The organism is Kitasatospora sp. NPDC094016 (assembly GCF_040304045.1).
Taxonomy (GTDB): Bacteria; Actinomycetota; Actinomycetes; order Streptomycetales; family Streptomycetaceae; genus Kitasatospora.
Genome location: NZ_JBEOUK010000002.1, coordinates 361,770 through 382,870 on the forward strand (window position 1 = coordinate 361,770; position 21,101 = coordinate 382,870).

Here is a 21,101-nt window from a genome sequence, read left to right on the forward strand (position 1 = left end):
GGAGAACCCCGAGATGATCACCCGTCGTACGGCCGCCGCCGTCGTCCTGTCCACCGCGACCGTCGTGTCCGGGATGGCCTTCGGCGCCGGGACCGCCAGTGCGGCCGAGTCGCTCCCGTCCAGCGGCGCCGACTACCGCATCTCCAGTTACGCGGGCGGCGCCCTCCAGTGGGACAGCCGCAACAACGGCTCCAACGTGGTGGTCCGCGACTGGAACGAGTCCTCGGCCCAGCAACTCTGGACGGTCAGGGACGAGGGCAACGGCTCCTGGTCGGTGAAGGTGCCAGGCACCAACAACGCCGCCGACCGGGACCGGGGCAAGAACACCGTCGGTGCCTGGAACTACGTCGGCGCGGACAACCAGAAGTGGTGGCTGGAGAACACCTCGATGGGCAACGGCCGGGCCTGGCTGCTGCACAGCGTCTCGGACAGCAACCTCTGCCTGGCCCGTGGCGCGGACCTGAACGCCAAGGTGGCCGCCTGCAACGCGGGGGACCCGGCGCAGTCCTGGAACCTCGACCGCAACGGCGCCACCACCCCGCCGACCGCCGGCCGTCCGACCATCGACCTCGACTACTCGCAGGCCCCGGACCTCGGGCCGTGGCTGGAGCAGCAGAAGAAGACCGTCGCGGACTACTACCCGACGATCTCCAACCTGATCACCAAGGGGGCCTTCGCCGCCCCCGGCTACTTCAAGATCATCTTTGACCCGAAGCTGACCGGCTACCCCGCGTTCACCACGGTGAACCCCGGCAACGGCATCAAGGAGGTCCACGTCAACATCGGCTACACCCGCGGCAACAAGGGCGACACCGGCTTCCTGGTGCACGAGGCCGTGCACGTCGCGGTCTGGGACAGCCCGTTCTCCGGCAAGTGGTGGCTGGGCGAGGGCCTGGCGGACTGGGTGCGCGACTACAACTTCCAGCCGGGCACCGGCGCCCAGCACTTCGGCCCGGACTCCAACTACGACAGCGGCTACCAGGCCACCGCCCGGTTCATCGACTACGTCTCGAAGGCCTACAACAAGCCCGACCTGGCACACCTGCTGAACACCACGAACTACAGCGAGCAGATCTGGGTCCAGCTCACCGGCAAGAGCGCCCAGCAGCTCTGGAACGAGATGCCCAAGTAACCCGCGCCCCCACACCCCGCCCGACGGCCCGGCACCCACGAGGTGCCGGGCCGTCGGGTCGATGTCAGGAGCGCCGCCAAGGGGCGCGTGTGCGCAGCGGCGGCGGCCCGGTCGGCGCAGCGAGACGGCCCGGCGTGCCTGGAAACGCCGGAAGATCGCCTGTTCGAGTGAAGGTCGAGATCGGGGTCCCGAGTTCTGATCGCTCGTCACCGATGATGCGTTCGAGAGCTTGCGGAGAGGGCCGGGCAGGAGCGGCCCGTCGGGAGGCAGCACCACCGCGTCTGTGCGGCAGCCTCTGCGGCCGAATTCCCGCATGGCAGCACACCCGATGAGGAGATCAAGTGGCGGAGAAGCGGCTCAAGTCCTGGGGCAACAACCGCGCAGGTCAGCTCGGCGACGGCACCTGGACGGACTTCCGTACGACGGCCACCACCGTGCTGGGACTGACGAGCGCCGAGGTGGTGAAGATCGCCGCCGGGGGAAGCGGCCCCGCCACAGGTTTCGGGCTGGCCCTGCTGACCGACCGCACGGTGCAAACGTGGGGCGCCAACGGGTCGGGGCAACTCGGCGACGGCTCGGTGTTCAGCCACAACGCGCCCGGCCAGGTCGTCAACCTTTCCAGTGCCACCGACGTCGCCGCGGGCGGAGTGCACAGCCTGGCCCTGCTCGTCGACCAGACCGTGGTCGCCTGGGGGCGCAACAACCACGGCCAGCTCGGCAACGGCACCAACGCCGACAGCAGCGTCCCGGTTCGGGTTGAGGGACTCAGCAAGGTGATCGCGATCGCCGCCGGACTCAACCACAGCCTGGCGCTGCGCGAGGACGGCACCGTGTGGGCCTGGGGCCACAACATCAACGGCCAGCTCGGGGACGGAACTTCGGCGAGCCGTAACGTGCCGTCCCCGGTGAACAACCTGACCGGTGTGACCCGGATCGCCGTCGGCGCCGACCACAACCTGGCCCTGGTCGGCCCGCCGAGCAGTTCCACCAAGCCCACCAGTGGCAGCGCGGTGAAGGCGTGGGGCTACAACGCCACCGGCCAGCTCGGCGACAACACCACCATCAGCCGCTTCACTCCGGTCGACATCCAGGGCAGCTGGCTCGGCGGGGTCTCCGGGATCGCGGCCGGAGCCCACCACAGCCTGGCCGTCACCGACGGCGGCGACCAGCTCAAGGCCTGGGGCCGGAACACCTCCGGCCAGCTCGGCGACGGCACCACCGATTTCCGGAGCACCCCCGTCCCGGTCCCCGGCCTCACCGGCATCCAGCTGATCGCCGGCGGCCGCGAACACACCATCGCCCTGCTCGGCGACAACACCGTCCGCGCCTGGGGCAACAACGGCTCCGGCCAACTCGGCAACGGCACCACCACCGACAGCAGCACCCCCGTCACCTCGCTCACCGCGCTGACCGGCGTCGACAAGATCGCCGCACCCCTCGGCGGCGACTTCAACCTGGCCAACTGAACCCGGCGCGCGTCCCCGGCTCCCCGCCCGGGCCGCGCACGGCAGTTCGTCAACATGTTGCTGATCGATCGTCAATTCGGTCCTGGTGTCCTGACCGCGTTCCGCAGTCGCATCCGCACGCGGTCCACCGACAACAGGAGATTCCCGTGTCCCACCCGTCCACCCGGACCCTCCGTCTCCGCCCGAGCACCGGCATCCGCCGCCGCACCCGGCTGGCAGGCTTGCCGCTCGCCGTCTCCGCGATAGCGGTGAGTAGCGTCACGCTGCTCACCGCGCCGGCGAACGCCGCCGTGGTCGAGCAGATGATCACGATCCAGGACCACCAGAACCACAACTCGCTGGCCAGTGCCGACGGCGAGGGCTCCCGGATCGTCGCCCGCAACTACCAGAACGCCTCCACCTCGTTCTGGATCTCCAACAAGCCCGGCGACCGGGTCGACTTCGCCCGCAACGTCAACGGCACCGAGCGCGTACTGGAGATGGACACCAACGACGGCCGGTCCACCCAGTTCATCCACTGGTGGGCGGGCGACAACCAGCAGTGGACCCTGGAGCCCGCCGCCGGCGGCGGCACCTACCTCCACAACGCCCGCGACAACCGCTGTCTGACCTATCACGGCCTCGACCGGGAGGTCACCGTCGAGAACTGCGACAGCAGCATGTCCCAGCGGTTCGACCTGATCGGGTCGGGCACCGGCCCGGGCCCGGGCGCCTCCGTCGAGCAGCGCTTCCTGGACCGGCTCAACGCCGTGCGCGCACAGAACGGCAGGCCGGCAGTGCGCCTCAACCAGACGCTCTCCCAGGTCGCCAAGTGCAACGCCGACCAGATGGACCAGCGCCGCGTCTCCGGCCACTTCTGCGACTCGAGCGGCATCGCGCGCAACCTCGGCTACACCGGGAGGGGATTCGGCGAGATCGCCTTCTACGGCCCCACCGACATCGACGCCGCCGTCGACGGCTGGATCAGGTCGCCCCTTCACCTGGGGATCATGCTCGGCGACTACAACGAGGTCGGCCTGGCCCGCACCGGCAACGCCTCCTGGAACGCGTACTTCAGCACCCGCTGACCCCCACCGCGACCGCTCCGCCGGGGCCGCCCCCGGCGGGCAGCCGTGACACCACATGCCGGCGCCGGCCAGCCCCTGGAGGGCATGGCCGGCGCCGGTGGACCGGAATTGAGCGAATTCACGTCACAGAAAATTCGACGGCGATCAAAGCGCTGCGGGGACTTGCGGTGATACGGCCGGACGAATTTCCGTTCGGGTCCCGCTCCGCCGGTTCGTCAGAGGATTTGGATGGAGTTGACCCTCGGCGGGCGGTTCGGGTACGTGATGTCGGTCCAGCGGTTGACCCTCACCGAGTCGCCGTTGGCGTCGGAGTAGACCAGGTCGTTGTTCCCCGTGGAGATCCGGTCGATCCACCACCCGCCGAAGCCGATCGTCCCCCCGTTCGCGTAGCAGTCGACGCTGTCACGGCCGTCGAGGTGCGACCAGATCTTCAGGAAGTCATTGCGGCTCCCGTCACACTGGACGTGGTCGATGGCGAAGGCGTTGCCGGACGGCACGGCCACGGTGAGCGTGGCCGCCGCGGCGAAGGCCATCGCCATCGAGCTCACGACCTTCTTTGCTTTCGAGATCATGGATTCTCCTCAACCGGATGAAATTTCGAATCGGAGTCCGCTTCGCAACGAGTTTCGGTTGCGTCGTGCTCGATCAGTATCCAGACCGCCTTTGTGAGGGTCAATCGAACATGTCTCCACCTTGCTTGTTCTCGGTCATTTCCATCCGGACTTTCGGCGAGGCGTGGGGTGGGTTGTTCTGGTGTGTCGCGAGTGGTTCCGGGGCCGTGCGGACGGGCCGTCGACCGAGATCGCCCACCGGCCGCTCTGACGTGGGGTGATGGTCCGACCACAGACCGCGCGCGACAGGTGCTGGGGGCACCTGGCTGGGAGAGGGGGGTGGGGCTGGCGAGTTCGCGCATGACGTGTCGGGTGCTGCCGGGTGAGGGCGGCGGCGGCCGGGACGAGGACCTCCGGGCCGCCGAACTCCCGGGCGGCTGTTCCCGCCGACGTGGTCCGCCTGCTCGCCGACGCGGAGGCCCACCGGAAGGACTGAGGCACGCACCCCGCCTACAGGGCGTCCTGCGCGCCGGGTTCCAACGTGAGTTCGCCGTCGCCGGAGTCGTAGTCGAACAGCTCGGCGTAGCGGCCCCAGTCGATGGCGGTGTCCAGCTGGCGGCGCGCGTCCTCGGCGGAGAAACCGCGCCGCAGCAGGTCGAGGAACAACCCTTCGCGCAGGGTGTGACCGTCGGTGGCGGCCAGGGCCTGGACGATGGCCCGCACGAGCGGGGCGCGGCTGGCGGCGTGGTGGGCGAAGAGCTGCTTGCTGGTGAGGATGTCGGCGGCGGCGAACTCGCGGCCGGCGTCGGTGACGCGGATCCGGGGGCCCTCGGTGCGCGCGAGGTCGAGCAGTTCGGCGGCGTCGACCAGTGGCAGGAGGTCGTCGATCTCGAAGTTGAGTTCGTCGGCGATCTCCGCGAGGCCGTCCTCGCCGCCGCGGGCGACGAGGATTTCCAGCAGGCCCGCCAGCCCGCCGACGCTGACCTCCGGCAGCGGCGCGCTGGTCGGGGTCGGGGCGGGCCGCTCCGCACCACCGGTCGTCGCGGGCTCCACCGCGGCGACGGCGGCTTCCTCCCGGCCGGTGAGGATGCCGTAGACGGTGTCGACGATGGATTCGAAGTGCGGGTCCTGGCGGTTGCGGGGGCGGGGCAGGTCGACGCGCAGTTCGGCCTGGATGCGGCCGGGGTTGGCGGCCAGCACGAGGATGCGGTCGGCCAGCAGGACGGCTTCCTCGATGTTGTGGGTGACGATCAGGATCGACTTGACCGGCGCCTCATGCCCTTCCCACAGGCCGACCAGCTCGTTGCGCAGGTTCTCGGCGGTCAGCACGTCCAGGGCGGAGAACGGCTCGTCCATCAGCAGCGCGTCCGGTTCGACGACCAGGGCGCGGGCGAAGCCGACGCGCTGGCGCATGCCACCGGACAGTTCCTTGGGGTAGGCGGACTCGAAGCCGTCCAGACCGATCAGGTCGATCGCCTTCAGCGCCCGCTCGCGCCGCTCCTGTTCACCGACGCCCTGGGCGTGCAGGCCCAGTTCGACGTTCTGCTGCACGGTGAGCCAGGGCAGCAGGGCGAAGGACTGGAAGACCATCGACACACCCGGGTTGGCACCGGTCAGCGGCTCGCCCCGGTAGGCGACGGTGCCCGAGGACGGGGCGATCAGCCCGGCGATGCACCGCAGCAGGGTCGACTTGCCGGAGCCGGACTTGCCCAGCAGCGCGACGATCTCGCCCTCCGCCAGGTGGAAGCCGATGTCGTCCAGGACCGGCAGCTCCCGGCCGTCGGGGGTGGTGAACGTCTTGGTCACCCGCTCGGCCCGCACGATCGTGGCGCCGGTCGGGCGGGGGCCGGGGGTGCGCGGGTGGTCGGTGGTCACGGGTCCTGCCTCGCTCGCTGGTACGAAAGGTCAGAGGGAGTAGCGGGTCTCGGCGATGCGGTAGAGGCGGCGCCAGAACAGCCGGTTGAGGGCGACGACGTACAGGCTCATCACCACGATGCCGACCAGGATCTTCGGGAAGTCCCCGGTGGCGGTGGCCTGGGTGATGTAGGAGCCGAGGCCGGTGGCGGTCAGCGTGTGGGAGCCGTAGGTCACGACCTCCGCGACGATGGAAGCGTTCCACGCTCCGCCGGCCGCCGTGATCCCGCCGGTGACGTAGGAGGGGAAGACCGCGGGCAGGATGAAGGTGCGCCACTTCAGTCTCCCGCTGACGTGGAAGGTGGTCATCGCCTCGCGCAGGTCGGTGGGGATGGCCGAGGCGCCGGCGATCACGTTGAACAGGATGTACCACTGCGCGCCCAGCGCCATCAGCAGGATCGCGCCGACGTCCAGCGAGATGCCCAGCGCGACGAACGCGGCGGTGGCGAACGGGAAGACGAAGTTCGCCGGGAAGCTCGCCAGGACCTGCACCACGGGCTGGGCGAAGCGGGTCACCCGCGGGTTCATGCCGATCCACACGCCGATCGGCACCCACACCACCGTCGCGAACGCGATCAGGACGATCACCCGGCTGAAGGTCGCCGCCCCCAGGGCCAGCGCGTGTCCGAACTCCGCGAGCCCCACCGTGGATCTGACGTAGGCGAACGCCTTCCACGCCCCGAAGAGCACCAGCACGCTGACCGCACCGGCGAAGAACACGTCCCCCGTCCGCTCGCGCGCCGCCGACCCGCCGATCGGGTGCTCGGCCAGCCCGAACGGCCGGCTCGCCCGGTCCAGCGCGCGGCCGATCGGCAGCAACGGGCGCCCGAGCCGTTCGGGGACGCTCGAGCGGCGCAACAGGTCGAGCACCAGACTGCGGGGGCGCTCGGCGGCTTCCGACTCCTCCACCCGGAACCGCTCCGACCAGGCGACCATGGGCCGCCAGAACAGCACGTTCACGCCCATCACCATGACCACCATCACGGCGATCGCGATGCCGACCTGGCCCAGGTTGCCGGCGGCGATGGCCGCCGCGGCGTACGACCCCATGCCGGGCAGCGCGTAGCGGTGGTTGAGGACGCTGATGGTCTCGGAGGCGGCGAGGAAGAACCAGGCGCCGCCGAAGCTCATCATGCCGTTCCACACCAGCGGGATCATCCCGGAGGGCACGTCGAGCTGCCAGAACCGCTGCCACTTCGTCAGCCGCATCACCCGCGCGGCCTCGTCCAGCTCCTTGGGCTGGGAGACGAGGGAGTAGTAGAAGGCGAAGGTCATGTTCCAGGCCATCGCGGTGAAGATCGCGAAGATCGAGGCGCACTCCAGGCCCAGGATCGAGCCGGGGAACAGGGCGATGAACGCGGTCACCGTCACCGACAGGAAGCCCAGCACCGGCACGGACTGCAGGATGTCCAGCACTGGCAGCAGCACTTTGTCCGCCCGCCGAAGCCGCGCCGCGGCGGTGGCGTACACGAAGGTGAACACCACCGACGCCACCAGCGCCGCGAACATCCGCACCAGCGAGCGCACCGCGTAGTACGGCAGGTTCGCCGGGTCCGTCGACACCGTGTCAGGAGCCGTGCTGGGCAGGAACGGCGCGTTCAGTGACGGGGCGAGCCGCAGCAGGCCGTACAGGAACGCGACCAGTGCCACGACCACCAGCACGTCCACCCATCGGAATGCCGGCCGCCGCCACACCCCTCGCGAGGGGAACCCGCCCGGACCCGCCACCTGGCCTCCCGTGTCACCGTCGGCTCGCTGCCTCGGCCAGGAAACCATGCCCGGGAAACTCCGGAGGAGTCCCCACCGAGCGACACGCGAACACTCACCGGCAAAAGATCCGGAGCAGCCGAGCAGCGGCCGACATCGTGGCTGACGGGCCGGCAGCCCCTGGGCGCGGTTGCCGCCGGACGAGTAGGCCTTGTTCCCGACCCCCTGCCCGCCGACCCAGCGCACCCGGCCCGCCGGGGCGCCGCCCGAGCGGGAGCCGGGGACGTTCACGGTGGCGATCGTCGGCGGCACCGGCGCCTACCGGACCATCACCGGCGACGGCACCCTGGAGTACACCACCGCCGACGGCACCACCCTCATCCTGAACCACAGCGTTCAGTAGGGCGCCGGGAGTTGAACCGCGAGTCGAGCTTGTGGCATGACCTCGCAGGTCACCGGACCTGTTGAGCTGCCTGCGGGCCGCCGCCCCGCCCGGTCGCCATCGCTCGCAGGGCGTCGATGGCGAGGCGGGCGGTGGTGCCGATGGCGGCGTCGGCGGCGGGGAGGGTGATGGTGGTGGCGGCGGCACGGGTGAAGATGGCGAGGGCGTAGCGGCCGCCGTCGGGGTATTCGACGACGCCGACCTCGTGGCGCAGCGTCGGGAGGGTGCCGGTCTTGCCGTGGACGCGGACGTCGTCGTAGGGGAAGCCGGAGGCGAGGCGGTGCGGCCAGACCTGGAGGCCGAGCAGGCGGCGGAGGGCGGCGCCGGGTTCGCCGGGGCAGGCGTCGCCGTGCCAGAGGGCGGCGAGCAGGGTGGTCATGTCGCGGGCGGTGCTGCGGTTGGTGAAGGTGGGGTCGAGGACTCTGAGGCGGGCGACGACGGTGGGGTCGACCGGGGAGTCGTGGCCGGTGTCCTCGGCGAGGGCGGCGATGAGGTCGCGGAGCTTGTGGACGGCGACGGTGCGGGTCAGGCCGAGGTCGGCCATGGTGCGGTTGACGGTGTCGAGGCCGATCTCGTCCCAGAGGATGTCCGCGGCGGCGTTGTCGCTGACGGCGACGGTCAGGTAGGCGAGGTCGCGCAGGGAGAGCCGGGCGGCGTCGAGCATGGCGGCCAGGCCGGTGCCGCCGGAGGTGCGGCCGGTGGCGGGGATCTCCATCTGTCGGGTGAGGTCGATCCGTCCGGCGGCGGCCTCGCGGAAGAGCGTGACCAGGAGGCAGAGCTTGTGGACGCTGGAGGTGCTGACCGGGGTGTCGGCGTCGAGGGCGATCTCGGTGCCGGTGTCGAGGTCGCGGACGTGCAGTCGGCCGCTGACGCCGGCGTCGGCGAAGGCGGCGGCGATGCGGGCGCGCGCGGTGCGGACGCCGGCGGGGCGGTCGCCGGATGCGCGGTTGCCGTGGGCGCGGTCGCTGGTCACAGCGGGAACTCCATTGCGGGCCGGGGGAAGAGCGGGGGGTTGGGCGGCTGGGGCAGGAGGCCGCCGTGTTCGGTCAGCGCCTGGTGGGCGGCCTCGGCGAACAGCCGGACGGCGGGGCCGCCGCTCCCGGTCGGCCAGGCCGTGGAGGTGCGCCAGGCCAGCGGGGTGCCGGTCAGCGGACGCCAGACTGTACCCGGTGGCGGCGAGGTGCGTGGCACCAGGGCGACGGCGCTGCCGGTGAGCACGAGTGCGCCCGCGACGTCCGGGCCGGGCGGGTCGACGACGGCCTCGGGAGTGCAGCCGTGCCGGGTCAGGGTGGTGAGCATCTCGTCGTAGAGCGCGGGGGCGGTGGCGCGGGGGAAGAACACCAGTCGCCGGCCGGTCAGTTCGGCCACCGCCAGCTCCGGGCGGTCGGCGTCCGGGCTCCCGGCGGCGAGCAGGACGCCGAGCGGCTGGTGCAGGACCGGCCCGAACGCCAGCCCGGCGGCCGGGCACGGGTGGCGGACGACGGCGACGTCCACGGTGTGCTGGGCGAGTTCGCGGGCCATGACCGCGACCGGCAGTTCCCGCAGTTCGAGCCGGGTGCCGGGGGAGGCGCTCTCGAAGCCGGTGAGCAGCGCGGCCAGGACGGCCGGCCCCAGTTCGGGCGGCACGGCCGCGCGCAGGGTGCCCGCCCGGCCGGTGCGCAGGTCGGCGGCGGTGGCGAGGAGGCGGGCGGTGCTCTCCAGCACCTCCGTCGCCTCCGCGAGCAGCAGCAGGCCTGCCGGGGTGAGCTCGACTCCGCGCGGGCCGCGGTCGAACAGGGTCACGCCGAGCTCGCGCTCCAGACGTTTGATCCGCTGGGAGAGCGAGGGCTGGGCGATCCGCAGGCGCTCGGCGGCGCGGCCGAAGTGTCGGTCCTCGGCGACAGCGCGGAAGTGGCGTAGGTGCCCCAACAGGTCCATGGGCAGCAATCATAGGCATTCTCTTATCGATCTCTTCACCATAGTGGTCTTGGACTGATGGTCCGGCGGCCTGTTTAGCTGAGGGTGACGGAACGAACCACCTGGGAGACCACCGATGACGCCTGCCCTTCGCCGCCCCCGTACCGCGCTGCCCGCCGTGGCCCTGCTCGCGGCCACCCTGCTGAGCGGGTGCGGCTCTGCGGGACTCACCAGCCATGCGGCCGCCGACACGCCCGCCCCGGTATCCAGCGCGATGCCGGTGGCGGATACGACGAGCGCTTCCTTCAAGGGACTTGAGCAGCAGTTCGGCGCCCGCCTCGGCGTGTTCGCGGTGGACACCGGCAGCGGCCGGGAGATCTCCTACCGGGCCGACGAGCGGTTCGCGTTCGCGTCCACGATCAAGTCGCTCGCCGTCGGCGCCCTCCTGCGCAAGGCCTCCGACGCGGAGTTGGACAAGGTGGTCTCGTACCGCCAGGAGGACGTGCTGTCGTGGGCGCCGGTCACCTCGCAGCACGTCGCCACCGGGATGAAGGTGCGCGATCTGGCCGCCGCCGCGATCCAGTACAGCGACAACACCGCCGCCAACCTCGTCATGGCCGAGCTGGGCGGCCCGGCGGCCGTCCAGCAGTCGCTGCGCGACCTCGGGGACCCGACCACCAGCGTCGACCGCACCGAGCCCACTCTCAACGAGGCGACCCCGGGCGACACCCGCGACACCAGCACCCCCAGCGCCTTCGCCGCCGACCTGCGCCGCTACGCCCTGGGCGACGTCCTCGCGGAGGACCGGCGCCGGCTGCTGACCGACTGGCTCATCGGCAACACCACCGGCGCCCCGTACATCCGCGCGGGCGTGCCCACCGACTGGAAGGTCGGCGACAAGACCGGCAACGGCGGCTACGGCACCCGCAACGACGTCGCCGTCGCGTGGCCCTCCGGCGGCCGGAGCCCGGTCGTGATCGTCGTCCTGTCCGACCGCGGCAAGGCCGACGCCACCTCCGACGACGCGCTGATCGCCCAGGCGACGAAGACCGTCGTCGGCGCCCTCGGCTGAACACCCCGACCGCCAAGAGCCCTGACCAGCAAGAGCCCCGACCGCCAAGAGCGCCGACCACCAGGAGCCCCGACCGCCGTGATCCACCCCACCCGCCGGACCGCCACGGACGCCGACTTCACCAGACGCCGCCTCGCCCAGCTCGCCGTCCTGGGCATCGCCGCCGGAGCCGCGCCGATCGCCGCCCCGGCCCCGGCCTCCGCCTCCGTGAGTACGCCGTCCGCCTCAGCCTCCGCGGGTACGCCGTCCGCCTCCCGCCCGCACTACGACCGCGCCCGCCGCCTCGCCGGCGACGACCCCGTGCTGCGCGCTCTGGTGACGGCGCTGACGCCCGGCTCCGACCTTCCTGACCTGCCCGCGCCGGCGCCCGTCAAGCTGTTCGACAACCTCGTGCTCCTGAGCGCGGGCTGGGTCTCCGCGATGGCGGTGCTGACGGACGACGGCATCGTGCTGATCGACGCACTCACCTCCCCGGCCGACGCCGACGGCATCATCGTCCCCGGGCTGCGCGCGGTCGGAGCCGATCCGGCGGCGATCAAGCACGTCGTCCTCACCCACGGCCACTCGGACCACTTCGGCGGCGCGCAAACCCTGGCCGACCGCTACGGCGCCCGCGTGCACATGTCGCCGGCCGACTGGGACCTCCTCGCCCGCACCCGCCCGGCCGACGCCCCCGCCCGGGACCTCGACATCGCGGACGGCGAGCAGCTGACGCTCGGCGGCACGACGATCGAGCTGCACCACACCCCGGGCCACACCCCCGGCACCGTCTCCCCGATCATCCCCGTCCGGGCCGGCCGCCGGCACCACAGCGCGATGCTGTGGGGCGGCCTCAACCCGCCCTCGACGGTGGAGGAGCTGCGCACCTTCCTCGCGTCCGTCCAGGCCTTCCGGGCCGTCATGCGCCGGGCGAACGTGGAGGTCGAGCTCTCCAACCACCCGAACGACCACGGCCTCGAACGAGCCGAACAACTGCGCCACCAGCCGCCCGGCGCCGCGAACCCCTTCCTCCTCGGCGGCCCCCGGACGCAGCGCTACATGGCGGTCATGGACGCGATGCTGCGCGGCCGGATCGCCGACATCGAGGCGCCGACGGCCCGGGCCGTCGCAGCACCGCCCACCTGCTGCTGACCGTCCGGATCACTCCCGGCCGGGGGCGGAGGTGCCGGGGGAGTGCGGCGCCCTGGTGTCCTGTTCCCCGAGGTGGGTGTCCAAGGCGGTGTTCAGGTCGGCCGCCCACGCCGACCGCCCGCTGGAAGTCCCCGGCTCCGACCGGTGCCCGCTTCCTCCTCCGCCTCCCCCTGCCAGCCCGCCCAGCCCGCACTCCGTGAGCCCCGCCCGGCCCAGCACCTGACCAGTCGTCAACCGACTGCTGCGGCTGAGTGACAAAAGGAGGGCTCCCCAGGGAGGTACCCGATGTGACGAGTCGACTCCTCTTACCCTCTCCTGAGACTCGGACGCGTCGCCCGGCGGGCGGTCCAGCGTGTTCGCCACCCATGGAGGTCGTTGGATGAATCGCCGTCCCCGGGTCGCAGCGTCGCTGGCGGGCGCGGCCATCGCCCTCGCGTCACCGTCGGCGGACGTCGCCGCGCAGGCGTCCGCACGGCATGCGTCCGGCTCCCTGTGGATCCAGGACGGGGACGGCGTGGGGGAGGGAGGACACCACGACCACAATCCCCCGCGTGACTGCCACAGCGCCCGCCGCGTCGTACTCATCGACCAGAGCTTCAGAGTCATCCTGAAGAACGGTCGGCACGGGCCGGAGGCTCTCGTTCTCCAGGGGTCCACGTCATCCTCGTCCTCGTCGCCGGCAGCACCATGGGACAACTTCTACGCTTCAACGTATTTGGACGTGAACTATCCCACCCAGACCAGCAACCAGTACGAGTGGCAGATTCGTGACTTCTTCAGGGAGCACCCGCTCTTCGTGGTGAAGGCGTTCGACCGCCACGAACGAGTCTTCTCCTTTCCGGCCACCCACTGCATCGACAAGCACGACGGTGACCGCGGTGACGGCGACCGCGGTGACGGCGCTCTTCTGTACGGGGGTGGAGCTGCCGACGGGAGCGACCCGTCCGGCTCCCCGTCGCCCCAGGCGACGGACCGCCCTCAAGACGGCCAGTCTGCGTCGGAAACCCCCAGCTCCGGGGCCACCATCCCCCCTCCTCCGCGCTCTGCCGCGGCTGAAGGCAGGCGCAGCCGTCTGCTGAGCGGGAAGCACGTCGGGATCGCGATCGGCGGTTTGCTGATGGTCCTGGGAGTACTGGCCACGGCACGGCTGCGACGTCGTTCCGACACGTGACAGTCGGTCGGGGCTAGCGCCGCCGGTCGGTCGTGGCGGGCGGAGTGAACCCCAGTGCGGCCAGGATCGGCAGGTTCGAGGTCAGCTGGTGCGCCGGCAGCTCCGCGTAGATCTCGTGCGCGGCGTCCCAGGCCTGACGGAAGCGCTGCTCGTGCCCCAGTGCCCGGTGGGCGGCGGCCAGTCCCGCCAGGGCGTGGGCCCGCTGGGCGGGATAGCCCGTCAGACGGCTGCTCACGGCGAGGGACCGTTCGTAGTGCCCGACCGCCTCCTCCGGCCTCCCGAGGGCGTGCTGCGCCGCTGCCAGGGTGTTGAGCAGAGAGCAGTCCATCGGCCCGTTCCGCTGGGCCCTGGGCCGGGCGAGCACGCGGCTCGCATGGTCCGATGCCTCCTGGTAGCGGCCCAGGAGCAGGTAGGTCGGGGCCAGGCTGGTACGGCAGAGGTCGGCCGTCCAGTCATCGGTCTCCGGGCCGTCGGCCGTCAGCAGGTCGAGGGCCCGCTCGTAGTACTCCCCGGCGTCGGCGTAGCGGCCCGTGAAGTAGTGGTAAGCGCCGAGGTAGGCCAGCGCCCGGCCCTCGGTGCACCGGTCGCCGGCGTCGTGGGCGAGGACCCTGGCCCGCTGGAACGTCCGCCGGGACAGGGTGAGTTCGCCCAGGGCGCCCCAGACGTGGCCCAGGTCGTTGAGGCCGTGTGCCTGGGCGCTCAGGTCGCCCAGGCGGCGGGCGGCGGCCACGGCCGTCCGGCCCAGGGCCACCCCTTCGGTCTGCGGCGAAGTGCGGTGGAGGTAGCTCCACAGCAGCGCGGGCAGTTTCCAGGCCGTTTCGTCGTTCCCTCGCTCGTAGGCGTGGTGGGCGGTGGCGAGCAGGTTCGCCCGCTGGTCGTCGCACCAGCGGGCGGCCTGTTCGGGGCCGGTGAGGTCGGCCACCCGCAGGCCCTCGGGCGGCGGGCCGAGGGGGACCCGCCGCCGCCCGGGGGTCAGCACCCGGGCAGCGGCGTGCGCGTGGTGCAGGCACCACGCGTACCAGCGCTCGTGCAGCTCCCGCTGTTCCTCCGGGCTCTCCTCGCGGGTGCCCAGCTCGGCCGCGAAGAGCTTCAGCAGGTCGTGGAAGCGGTAGCGGCCCCGTGCCGGCTCGGCGAGCAGGTGGGCGGTGGTCAGGCGGCCGAGGAGCCGTTCGCACTCGTCGACGGCGGCCGCGGACAGGGCGGCGGCTACGGGGGCGCTGATGTCCACCCCCGGGAACAGGCCGAGCCGGCGGAACAGGCGCCGGGCGGCGGGATCGAGCGCCCGGTAGGACAGGCCGAAGGCCGACCGCAGGGAGGAGCGGTCGTCACCGCCGGCCTCCAGGGCGCCCAGGCGGTCGGCGCAGGAGGCCAGCTCGTCGGCGAAGGCGACGAGATCACGCTGCGGCCGGTCGCGCAGCTGGGCCGCGGCGATGCCGAGCGCCAGCGGGAGGTGCCCGCAGGCGTCGAGCAGCCGGGCGCCGGCCTGCCGCTGCGCCTCCGCGGTGCCGGCGCCCAGAACGCGGGCGAGCAGCGCCTGCCCCTCGGCGGGGGTGAAGCCGTCGAGTCCGACGCGGTGGGCGCCCTCGCGGGCGACGAGTCCGGTGAGACGGTCCCGGCTGGTGATCACGACGGCGCAGCCACTGCCGCCCGGCAGCAGCGGCCTGACGTGCTCCGGGCCGGCGGCGTCGTCGAGGACGACGAGCATCCGCCGTTCCGCCAGCAGTGACCGGTAGAGCGTGGACGCCTCGTCCAGCTGGGCCGGTATGGACTCGGTCGGCACGCCGAGCGCGCGCAGGAACGCCGCCAGCACCCCGTGCGGGGAACGGGGGCCGGCGGCGGACCAGCCCCGCAGGTCCGCGAAGAGCCGTCCGTCGGGGAACCGCTCCCGCGTGAGGTGCGCCCAGTGCAGCGCCAGCACGGACTTACCGACTCCGGCGGCACCCGTGATCACGGCGCACGGTGCCGCCGTTGGGTGGGTGCCGGGCTCCCCGGTGGCCAACACCCGGTCCAGTAGGAGCAGTTCGGGGGCGCGGCCGACGAACACGGAGAGGCCGGAAGGGAGTTGCTCGGGTCGCGGGTCCGCCGGGGGCACCGCAGGGGCGACACCGGCGGTCGGGGCGGCCCGGTCCGGCCGGGCGGTCGGTGCCGGACAGGGGAGGAGGAGGGCCCGTTGGAGGGCCTGGGCCTCGGGTGTCGGGTCCAGCCCCAGGTCCTCGGAGAGCCGGGAGGCATGGCGCCGGTACGCCTCCAGCCCGTCGCTGTGTCGGCCGGAGCGGTGCAGGGCGGTCAGCAGCTGCCGCACCAGGCGGTCGCGGAGCGGGAAATCGGCGACCAGGCCGGTCAGTTCCGCGGCGACCTCGCGGTGCCGCCCCGCCTCCAGCTCCAGTTCGTAGAGCCGCTCCAGCGCGGCCATCCGCTGCTCCTCCAGGCCGGCCGCGAGGGCGGCGAAGGCCAGGCCGGGCAACCCGTCCAGCGCGGGGCCGCGCCACAGCTCCAGGGCTTCGCGCAACCGGGGGACGGCCTGCGCCGCGTCCAGGTCCGCTGCCGCCGCGACCCGGGAGGCGAACAGGCGGTGGTCCACCCGGGCGTCGTCCGCCACCAGCCGGTAGCCCGCGCCGTCGGTCACGATGGGGGAGGCCGGCCCCGTGCCGAGCATGCGGCGCAGCAGGCCGACCATGTTGCGGATCTGGCGGTCCGCCGTGGCCGGAGGGTCCTGGTCCCAGACCGCGTCGACCAGTCGGGGGACCGGGACGGTCCGGTTCGAGTGCGCCACGAGCATCGCCAGCAGACTCCGCTGACGGCGTCCGCCCAACCGTACGGGAGCGGCCCCGGCCCGTACCTCCAGGGACCCCAGGATCCTGAACTTCATGTCCCCCCGTCGGCGATACCGATCCAACTCCCCCGGAGAACACCAATATTGACGAAGTGTCACTTCGTGCCCCGGGGGTGTCGCCTGAACTGTCACGTGCCGGCGCACGGCAGCGCGCGTCACGATAGAGCAGTGATCAGATCATGCCAGAATCGTGCAGCCGATTGAGAGTGTTGCCGTGCACCGGCCGAAAGGCGCCGGTCCTCGACCCAGGAGTTGATCGACCATGGCACACTCCCTCAAGCGCATCGGAGCCGTCCTCGCGGCGTCGGCGATCGCACTGTCCCTGTCCGGCGCGGCCACGGCCGTCGCTCGACCCGCGACGGCCGGAGACTCGAACCGGCACTGCGTGGTGAACGCGCAGGGCGGCCAGGCGCAGTGCTTCGGCACCTACCGAGAGGCCATCGGCTACGCCACCGGCGGGCGGGTCGCCGACGCTCCGCCGACCGCCGCCGAGGCCGCCCGCGACAGCGCGTTCGCCAAGGAACTGAACAGCCCGGCCGGTCTCTCCGACCTGGTGGTCCTGGGGACGATCTACCAGGACTTCTTCTTCGGGGGCCAATCGGTGACCTTCACCGGCCCGCACGCGTGCTACAACGGGAACGCCGCCGACTACTCCTTCGACATCCCCGCCCCGCTCCAGGACCACGTCTACTCGGTGCGCCCGTACGCCAACTGCTGGTTCAACCTGTTCACCGGATTCCAGGCCACCGGCTACGAGAGCCCCAGCTACAAGGGTGAGACCGTCTCGGTGGACGAGGCCTGGCGGACCCACGCCAAGTCGTTGACGCTCGGCTGAGCCACGGTCCCGATGTCCTTCCCCGGCAACCGGCAACCCCGGCAACCGCGGTAGCCGCAGGGGCAAGGCCGGGGCAGGGACGCACGACCTGCCAGCGGTACCTGTCCCGCCTCGCCACCGGCGATGGCGGGACAGAGCCGTTGGTGCGGGCGCCGGTCACGAGGGGCCGGTGGATCGACGGGTCCTGGTAGGGACGTGTTCGTGAATGGTCACCAGGTGATCAGGCTGATTTCTTCGGGGTGGATGGGGTCCGCGTTTCCGCCGGGATTCGGCACCGGCGGATTTTCGGTGGGTTTGGGAGCCAGTCGGAGTGGTGGTGTGTGACATGCCGCTTTTGGCGTAATCGGAGGTGATGGGCCGTTTGGCCGTCACGCTGAGCTTGTTGATCACGGTCCAGGTCAGGGAGACCGCTGGTGCACAGGTCGCGTGAGGTGTTGTTCGAGCGGATCCGCCGGGCCCGTCGTGAGCAGGGGCTGTCGGGGCGGGAGCTGGCCGCGCGGTTCAAGGTGTCGCGGCGGACGGTCCGGCAGGCGATCGAGTCGCCGGTGCCGCCGAAGCGGAAGCCGCCTCCGCCGCGGCCGAGTGTGCTGGAGCCGGTGAAGGGCTTCGTCGACGAGATGCTGCGCGAGGACCTGGACGCTCCGGCCAAGCAGAGGCACACGATCGTGCGGATCATCGAGCGCCTGGCGGCGGAGCACGATTTCGAGCTCGCCCGCCAGACCACGGTGTGGGAGTACGTGAGGAAGCGGCGCCCGGAGATCAAAGCGGAGGCCCTCGCGGGACGGCGGCACCTGGAGGGCGTGGTCCCGCAGGCAAAACGGCCGGGCGAGGAGGCGGAGGTCGACTTCGCGGACTTCTGGCTGGACCTGGCCGGCCAGCGCCGCAAGTGCGTGCTGTTCACGCTCCGCTTGTCCTACTCCGGCAAGGCCGTCCACCGCGTCTACGCCACCGCCTCCCAGGAGGCGTTCCTGGAAGGCCACGGGGAGGCGTTCACCGTGCTGGGCGGCGTCCCCTCGGTGCACATCCGCTACGACAACCTGAAACCCGCGGTGAAGCAGGTGCTGTTCGGGCGCTCGCGGCTGGAGTCGGCCAGGTGGGCGTCGTTCAGGTCGTGGTACCAGTTTTCGGCTTTCTACTGCACCCCCGGCGAGGCCGGAGCACACGAGAAGGGCGGCGTCGAGCACGAGGGCGGCCGGTTCCGCAGGAAGCACCTGGTGCCGCCGCCGGCGGTGGACTCGCTGGCGGAGCTGAACGAGCGCCTGGCCGCGATCGACGTCGCGGAGGACGCGCGGCACATCCACGGCCGTCCGACCTCGATCGGGTTCGACTTCGAGCAGGAACGCTCACTGCTTCGGCCGTTGCCCGCCGACGACTACGACTGCGGGATCGACCTGACACCCACGGTCGCCCGCAACAGCCGCATCACGGTCCGCCAAGGCTACTACTCCGTGCCGGCGAAGTTCATCGGGACCAAGGTGCGGGTCAAGCTGCGGGCCAACGAGCTGTGGGTGTTCGACGGCCGCCAGGTCGTCGCCCGCCACCCCCGCCTGACGCGCCGCTACACCTACCACGACATCCTGGACCACTACCTGGAGATCCTTCTGGTCAAGCCGGGAGCGTTCGCCGGCGCCTCCGCTCTCGCACAGGCCCGTGCGGAGGGCGGCTTCACCAAGGTCCACGAAGCGTTCTGGGCCGCGGCCAAACAGAAGGCCGGGGACCGGGAGGGCACCCGGATGCTGATCGAGGTCCTGCTGCTGCACCGCCGGCTGCCGGCCGAGGCCGTGGTGAAGGCGATGGAGACCTGCCTTCGGATCGGCTCGGTCTCCACCGACCTGGTCGCGATCGAGGCCCGCAAGGCGATGGAGGGCACCGACGCCGAGGACGCCGAACTCCTCGCCGACGACGGGACGGGCGCTGACGCGGGTGGCCGGAGCGCGGGCCAGGAGGCGGCCGGGGCGAGGGTGATCTCACTGCACGCTCGCCGTCTGCCGCCCGACCCGCGCACGACGCTGCCCGACATGAGCAAGTACGACCGGCTGCTGAACCCGGTCATCACCCGCGAGAGCGGCCAGAACCGGAAAGGCCAGGGGGCATGACCCGCGGCATCACCATCACCGACCACGACGCGGACCAGGACCGCGAGCGGGACCGGATCCCGCCAAGGAGAGTGTCCCTGCCGGGCGACCCGGAGGACATGCTCATCGACGAGGCCTGCCGCGATCTGAGACTGCCGGCGTTTCGCGAGCGGTTCATCGAACTCGCCGCAACCGCCCGCCGCGAACAGGCCACCTACAAGCAATTCCTCCTCGACCTTCTGCAGGTCGAGCTCGCCGACCGCGACGTGCGCCGCCAGCAGCGGCTCCTGCGGCTGGCCCGCTTCCCGCGTCCCAAGCGACTGGAAGACTTCGACTTCACCAAGAACCCGAACGTCACCCCGGAGGTCGTCGCCGACCTCAAGTCCCCGGTCTGGGTGCGCGAGGGTCGCCCGCTGGTGCTGATCGGGGACTCCGGCACCGGCAAGTCCCATCTGCTCATCGGGATCGGCACCGCGATCGCCGAGGCCGGCATGAGCGTGCGCTACACCACCACCTCGGCGCTGGTGAACGAGCTCGCCGAGGCCGACGCCGGACGGCGCCTGTCTTCGGTGATCGCCCGCTACAGCAAGATCGACCTCCTCTGCCTGGATGAGTTCGGGTACCTGAACCTGGACCGCAAGGGCGCCAAGCTGCTGTTCCAGATCTTCACCGAGCGCGAGGAGTGCAAGGCCACCGCGGTCGCCACGAACTCCCCTTTCACCGAGTGGGACAAGACCTTCGGCGACGCCCGCCTGTGCGCGGCGATCGCCGACCGGATCACCTTCCGCTGCACCCTGATCCAGACCGGTACCGAGTCCTACCGCTACCAGGCCACCCAGGACACCCTCTCCCAGAGCCCGAGATGACCCGGTGCACGGCCCTTCGCGGGGGCGTGCACCGGCCCGGCCCGTGGAAGTGACTGGGCAACCGGCCGCCGACTGGACCACGGCGGCGGCCCGAAACAGAGAGGCACGACATGCCAGACGATCCGACCACAGCCGCCGACGAGGCGACTGAGGAGGCCGCACTCCCGGAGCCCGAGACCGAGGACGCGGAAACGTCCTACAGCGGGTTCATCCACTTCCGTGGCGCCGGCAGTTCCAGGTCCCCGCTCCAGGCCCAGATGCCGTTCATCCTGTACTGGAAGAAAAAGGGTGAGTCCTACTACGACCCGGTGGGGCTCGTGGACAACAAGGACATGAGCCCCAAGTCCGAGGTGCACCGCGACGACGTGCTGCAGTTCAGGTTCGGCGGGATCCGAGGGGAGAACCTCACCGGGCCCATCATCACCGGCCCGGACAAGTACTGGGCCTGGGACCCGAGCAGGGGGCTCCCTCTTGAGTTCAGGGAAGGGGCATGGGGTTCCTGGTCCGATCCGATTCAGCGCAAGGGACAGAACTTCTACCTCGCCGCCAAGGCGGGCGGTACCCCCATGTCGCCGATCAGGAGGGTGAACCGCTGTCACGCCTACGGTGACGGAGTTCGGTTCGCCCTGAGGATGGACATCCAGCTCCAGGGCGACGCGTGGATCTCCGACGAGCACACCACCGGGAGCATCCGGATGCAGAACCCCGAAGCACGCCGGGCCTACCTGGTCGCCGTGCGCTACGGCACCGACTTCGACGACCCCTTCGGCTCGCAGACTGTCTTCCGGCGCCGCACCGACCTGCCCTGACGGGCCGGAACCCGTCTCGGACGAGCCCCCGCGCGCCCTCTTGGGTTCTAACGGTCGTCGCAACACCCCAGCTCAAGGTGTGCGATGGACTTCAAGATCCGTAGGGACCGGAAGCCGCAGGGGCCCAGGAAGCT

Annotated in this window: 17 protein-coding genes; 11 read left to right on the forward strand and 6 right to left on the reverse strand. The window is 71.4% G+C overall.

All coding sequences use genetic code 11. The features are described 5' to 3' along the window. The first annotated feature begins 13 nt into the window (after window positions 1–13). The 3 genes from ABT015_RS03405 to ABT015_RS03415 all read left to right on the forward strand — a co-directional run bounded on the left by ABT015_RS03405 (window position 14) and on the right by ABT015_RS03415 (window position 3,665). On the forward strand, window positions 14–1,132 hold the full coding sequence (locus ABT015_RS03405) for a basic secretory protein-like protein (RefSeq protein WP_350876286.1): 1,119 nt from the start codon (window positions 14–16) through the stop codon (window positions 1,130–1,132). Window positions 1,133–1,473: 341 nt separating this feature from the next. After that, window positions 1,474–2,598 (forward strand): RCC1 domain-containing protein, encoded by a 1,125-nt coding sequence (locus ABT015_RS03410; RefSeq protein ID WP_350876288.1) that lies wholly within the window; start codon window positions 1,474–1,476, stop codon window positions 2,596–2,598. Between the two features lie 146 nt (window positions 2,599–2,744). Next, the gene (locus ABT015_RS03415) at window positions 2,745–3,665 is read left to right on the forward strand and encodes a CAP domain-containing protein (RefSeq protein WP_350876290.1); all 921 of its coding nucleotides are present in this window, start codon (window positions 2,745–2,747) and stop codon (window positions 3,663–3,665) included. 215 nt (window positions 3,666–3,880) lie between these two features. Here ABT015_RS03415 and ABT015_RS03420 read toward each other — a convergent pair whose 3' ends face one another. The 3 genes from ABT015_RS03420 to ABT015_RS03430 form a co-directional block, all read right to left on the reverse strand. After that, window positions 3,881–4,237: a beta/gamma crystallin domain-containing protein gene (locus ABT015_RS03420; RefSeq protein ID WP_350876292.1), complete on the reverse strand. Its 357-nt coding sequence runs from the start codon at window positions 4,235–4,237 to the stop codon at window positions 3,881–3,883. 489 nt (window positions 4,238–4,726) lie between these two features. Then, a complete protein-coding gene (locus ABT015_RS03425) occupies window positions 4,727–6,091 on the reverse strand; it encodes an ABC transporter ATP-binding protein (protein ID WP_350876294.1) in 1,365 nt (454 codons plus the stop codon). Window positions 6,092–6,121: 30 nt separating this feature from the next. Beyond that, the gene (locus tag ABT015_RS03430; protein WP_350876296.1) at window positions 6,122–7,792 is read right to left on the reverse strand and encodes an ABC transporter permease; all 1,671 of its coding nucleotides are present in this window, start codon (window positions 7,790–7,792) and stop codon (window positions 6,122–6,124) included. 256 nt (window positions 7,793–8,048) lie between these two features. Between ABT015_RS03430 and ABT015_RS03435 the strand changes: the two genes are divergently transcribed. After that, window positions 8,049–8,240 carry a hypothetical protein gene (locus tag ABT015_RS03435; RefSeq protein ID WP_350876298.1) on the forward strand — a complete coding sequence of 64 codons (192 nt, stop codon included), beginning with the start codon at window positions 8,049–8,051 and terminating at the stop codon, window positions 8,238–8,240. Between the two features lie 49 nt (window positions 8,241–8,289). Here ABT015_RS03435 and ABT015_RS03440 read toward each other — a convergent pair whose 3' ends face one another. Further along, entirely contained in the window at window positions 8,290–9,177 is an 888-nt protein-coding gene (locus ABT015_RS03440) for a serine hydrolase (RefSeq protein ID WP_350876342.1), read from the reverse strand. A 71-nt stretch (window positions 9,178–9,248) separates the two neighbouring features. Beyond that, window positions 9,249–10,196 (reverse strand): LysR family transcriptional regulator, encoded by a 948-nt coding sequence (locus ABT015_RS03445; protein ID WP_350876300.1) that lies wholly within the window; start codon window positions 10,194–10,196, stop codon window positions 9,249–9,251. Window positions 10,197–10,311: 115 nt separating this feature from the next. On the opposite strand from ABT015_RS03445, the gene bla reads away from it, so the two are divergent. The 3 genes from bla to ABT015_RS03460 all read left to right on the forward strand — a co-directional run bounded on the left by bla (window position 10,312) and on the right by ABT015_RS03460 (window position 13,549). After that, entirely contained in the window at window positions 10,312–11,247 is a 936-nt protein-coding gene (gene bla, locus ABT015_RS03450) for a class A beta-lactamase (RefSeq protein ID WP_350876302.1), read from the forward strand. A gap of 78 nt (window positions 11,248–11,325) precedes the next feature. After that, a complete protein-coding gene (locus tag ABT015_RS03455; protein WP_350876304.1) occupies window positions 11,326–12,378 on the forward strand; it encodes an MBL fold metallo-hydrolase in 1,053 nt (350 codons plus the stop codon). Between the two features lie 379 nt (window positions 12,379–12,757). Beyond that, window positions 12,758–13,549, forward strand: coding sequence for a hypothetical protein (locus ABT015_RS03460; protein WP_350876306.1), 792 nt, complete (start codon window positions 12,758–12,760; stop codon window positions 13,547–13,549). Between the two features lie 13 nt (window positions 13,550–13,562). On the opposite strand, the gene ABT015_RS03465 is transcribed toward ABT015_RS03460, so the two are convergent. Then, a complete protein-coding gene (locus tag ABT015_RS03465) occupies window positions 13,563–16,418 on the reverse strand; it encodes an AfsR/SARP family transcriptional regulator (RefSeq protein ID WP_350876308.1) in 2,856 nt (951 codons plus the stop codon). A gap of 226 nt (window positions 16,419–16,644) precedes the next feature. Between ABT015_RS03465 and ABT015_RS03470 the strand changes: the two genes are divergently transcribed. From ABT015_RS03470 to ABT015_RS03485, 4 genes are all read left to right on the forward strand, one after another. Then, window positions 16,645–17,217, forward strand: a complete 573-nt coding sequence (locus tag ABT015_RS03470; RefSeq protein ID WP_350876310.1) for a hypothetical protein — start codon at window positions 16,645–16,647, stop codon at window positions 17,215–17,217. Window positions 17,218–17,630: 413 nt separating this feature from the next. After that, window positions 17,631–19,313 carry an IS21 family transposase gene (gene istA / locus ABT015_RS03475; protein WP_502897257.1) on the forward strand — a complete coding sequence of 561 codons (1,683 nt, stop codon included), beginning with the start codon at window positions 17,631–17,633 and terminating at the stop codon, window positions 19,311–19,313. 98 nt (window positions 19,314–19,411) lie between these two features. Next, the gene (gene istB / locus ABT015_RS03480) at window positions 19,412–20,158 is read left to right on the forward strand and encodes an IS21-like element helper ATPase IstB (protein WP_502897261.1); all 747 of its coding nucleotides are present in this window, start codon (window positions 19,412–19,414) and stop codon (window positions 20,156–20,158) included. Window positions 20,159–20,268: 110 nt separating this feature from the next. Beyond that, window positions 20,269–20,967, forward strand: a complete 699-nt coding sequence (locus ABT015_RS03485; RefSeq protein WP_350876314.1) for a hypothetical protein — start codon at window positions 20,269–20,271, stop codon at window positions 20,965–20,967. The last annotated feature ends 134 nt before the right edge of the window (window positions 20,968–21,101 follow it).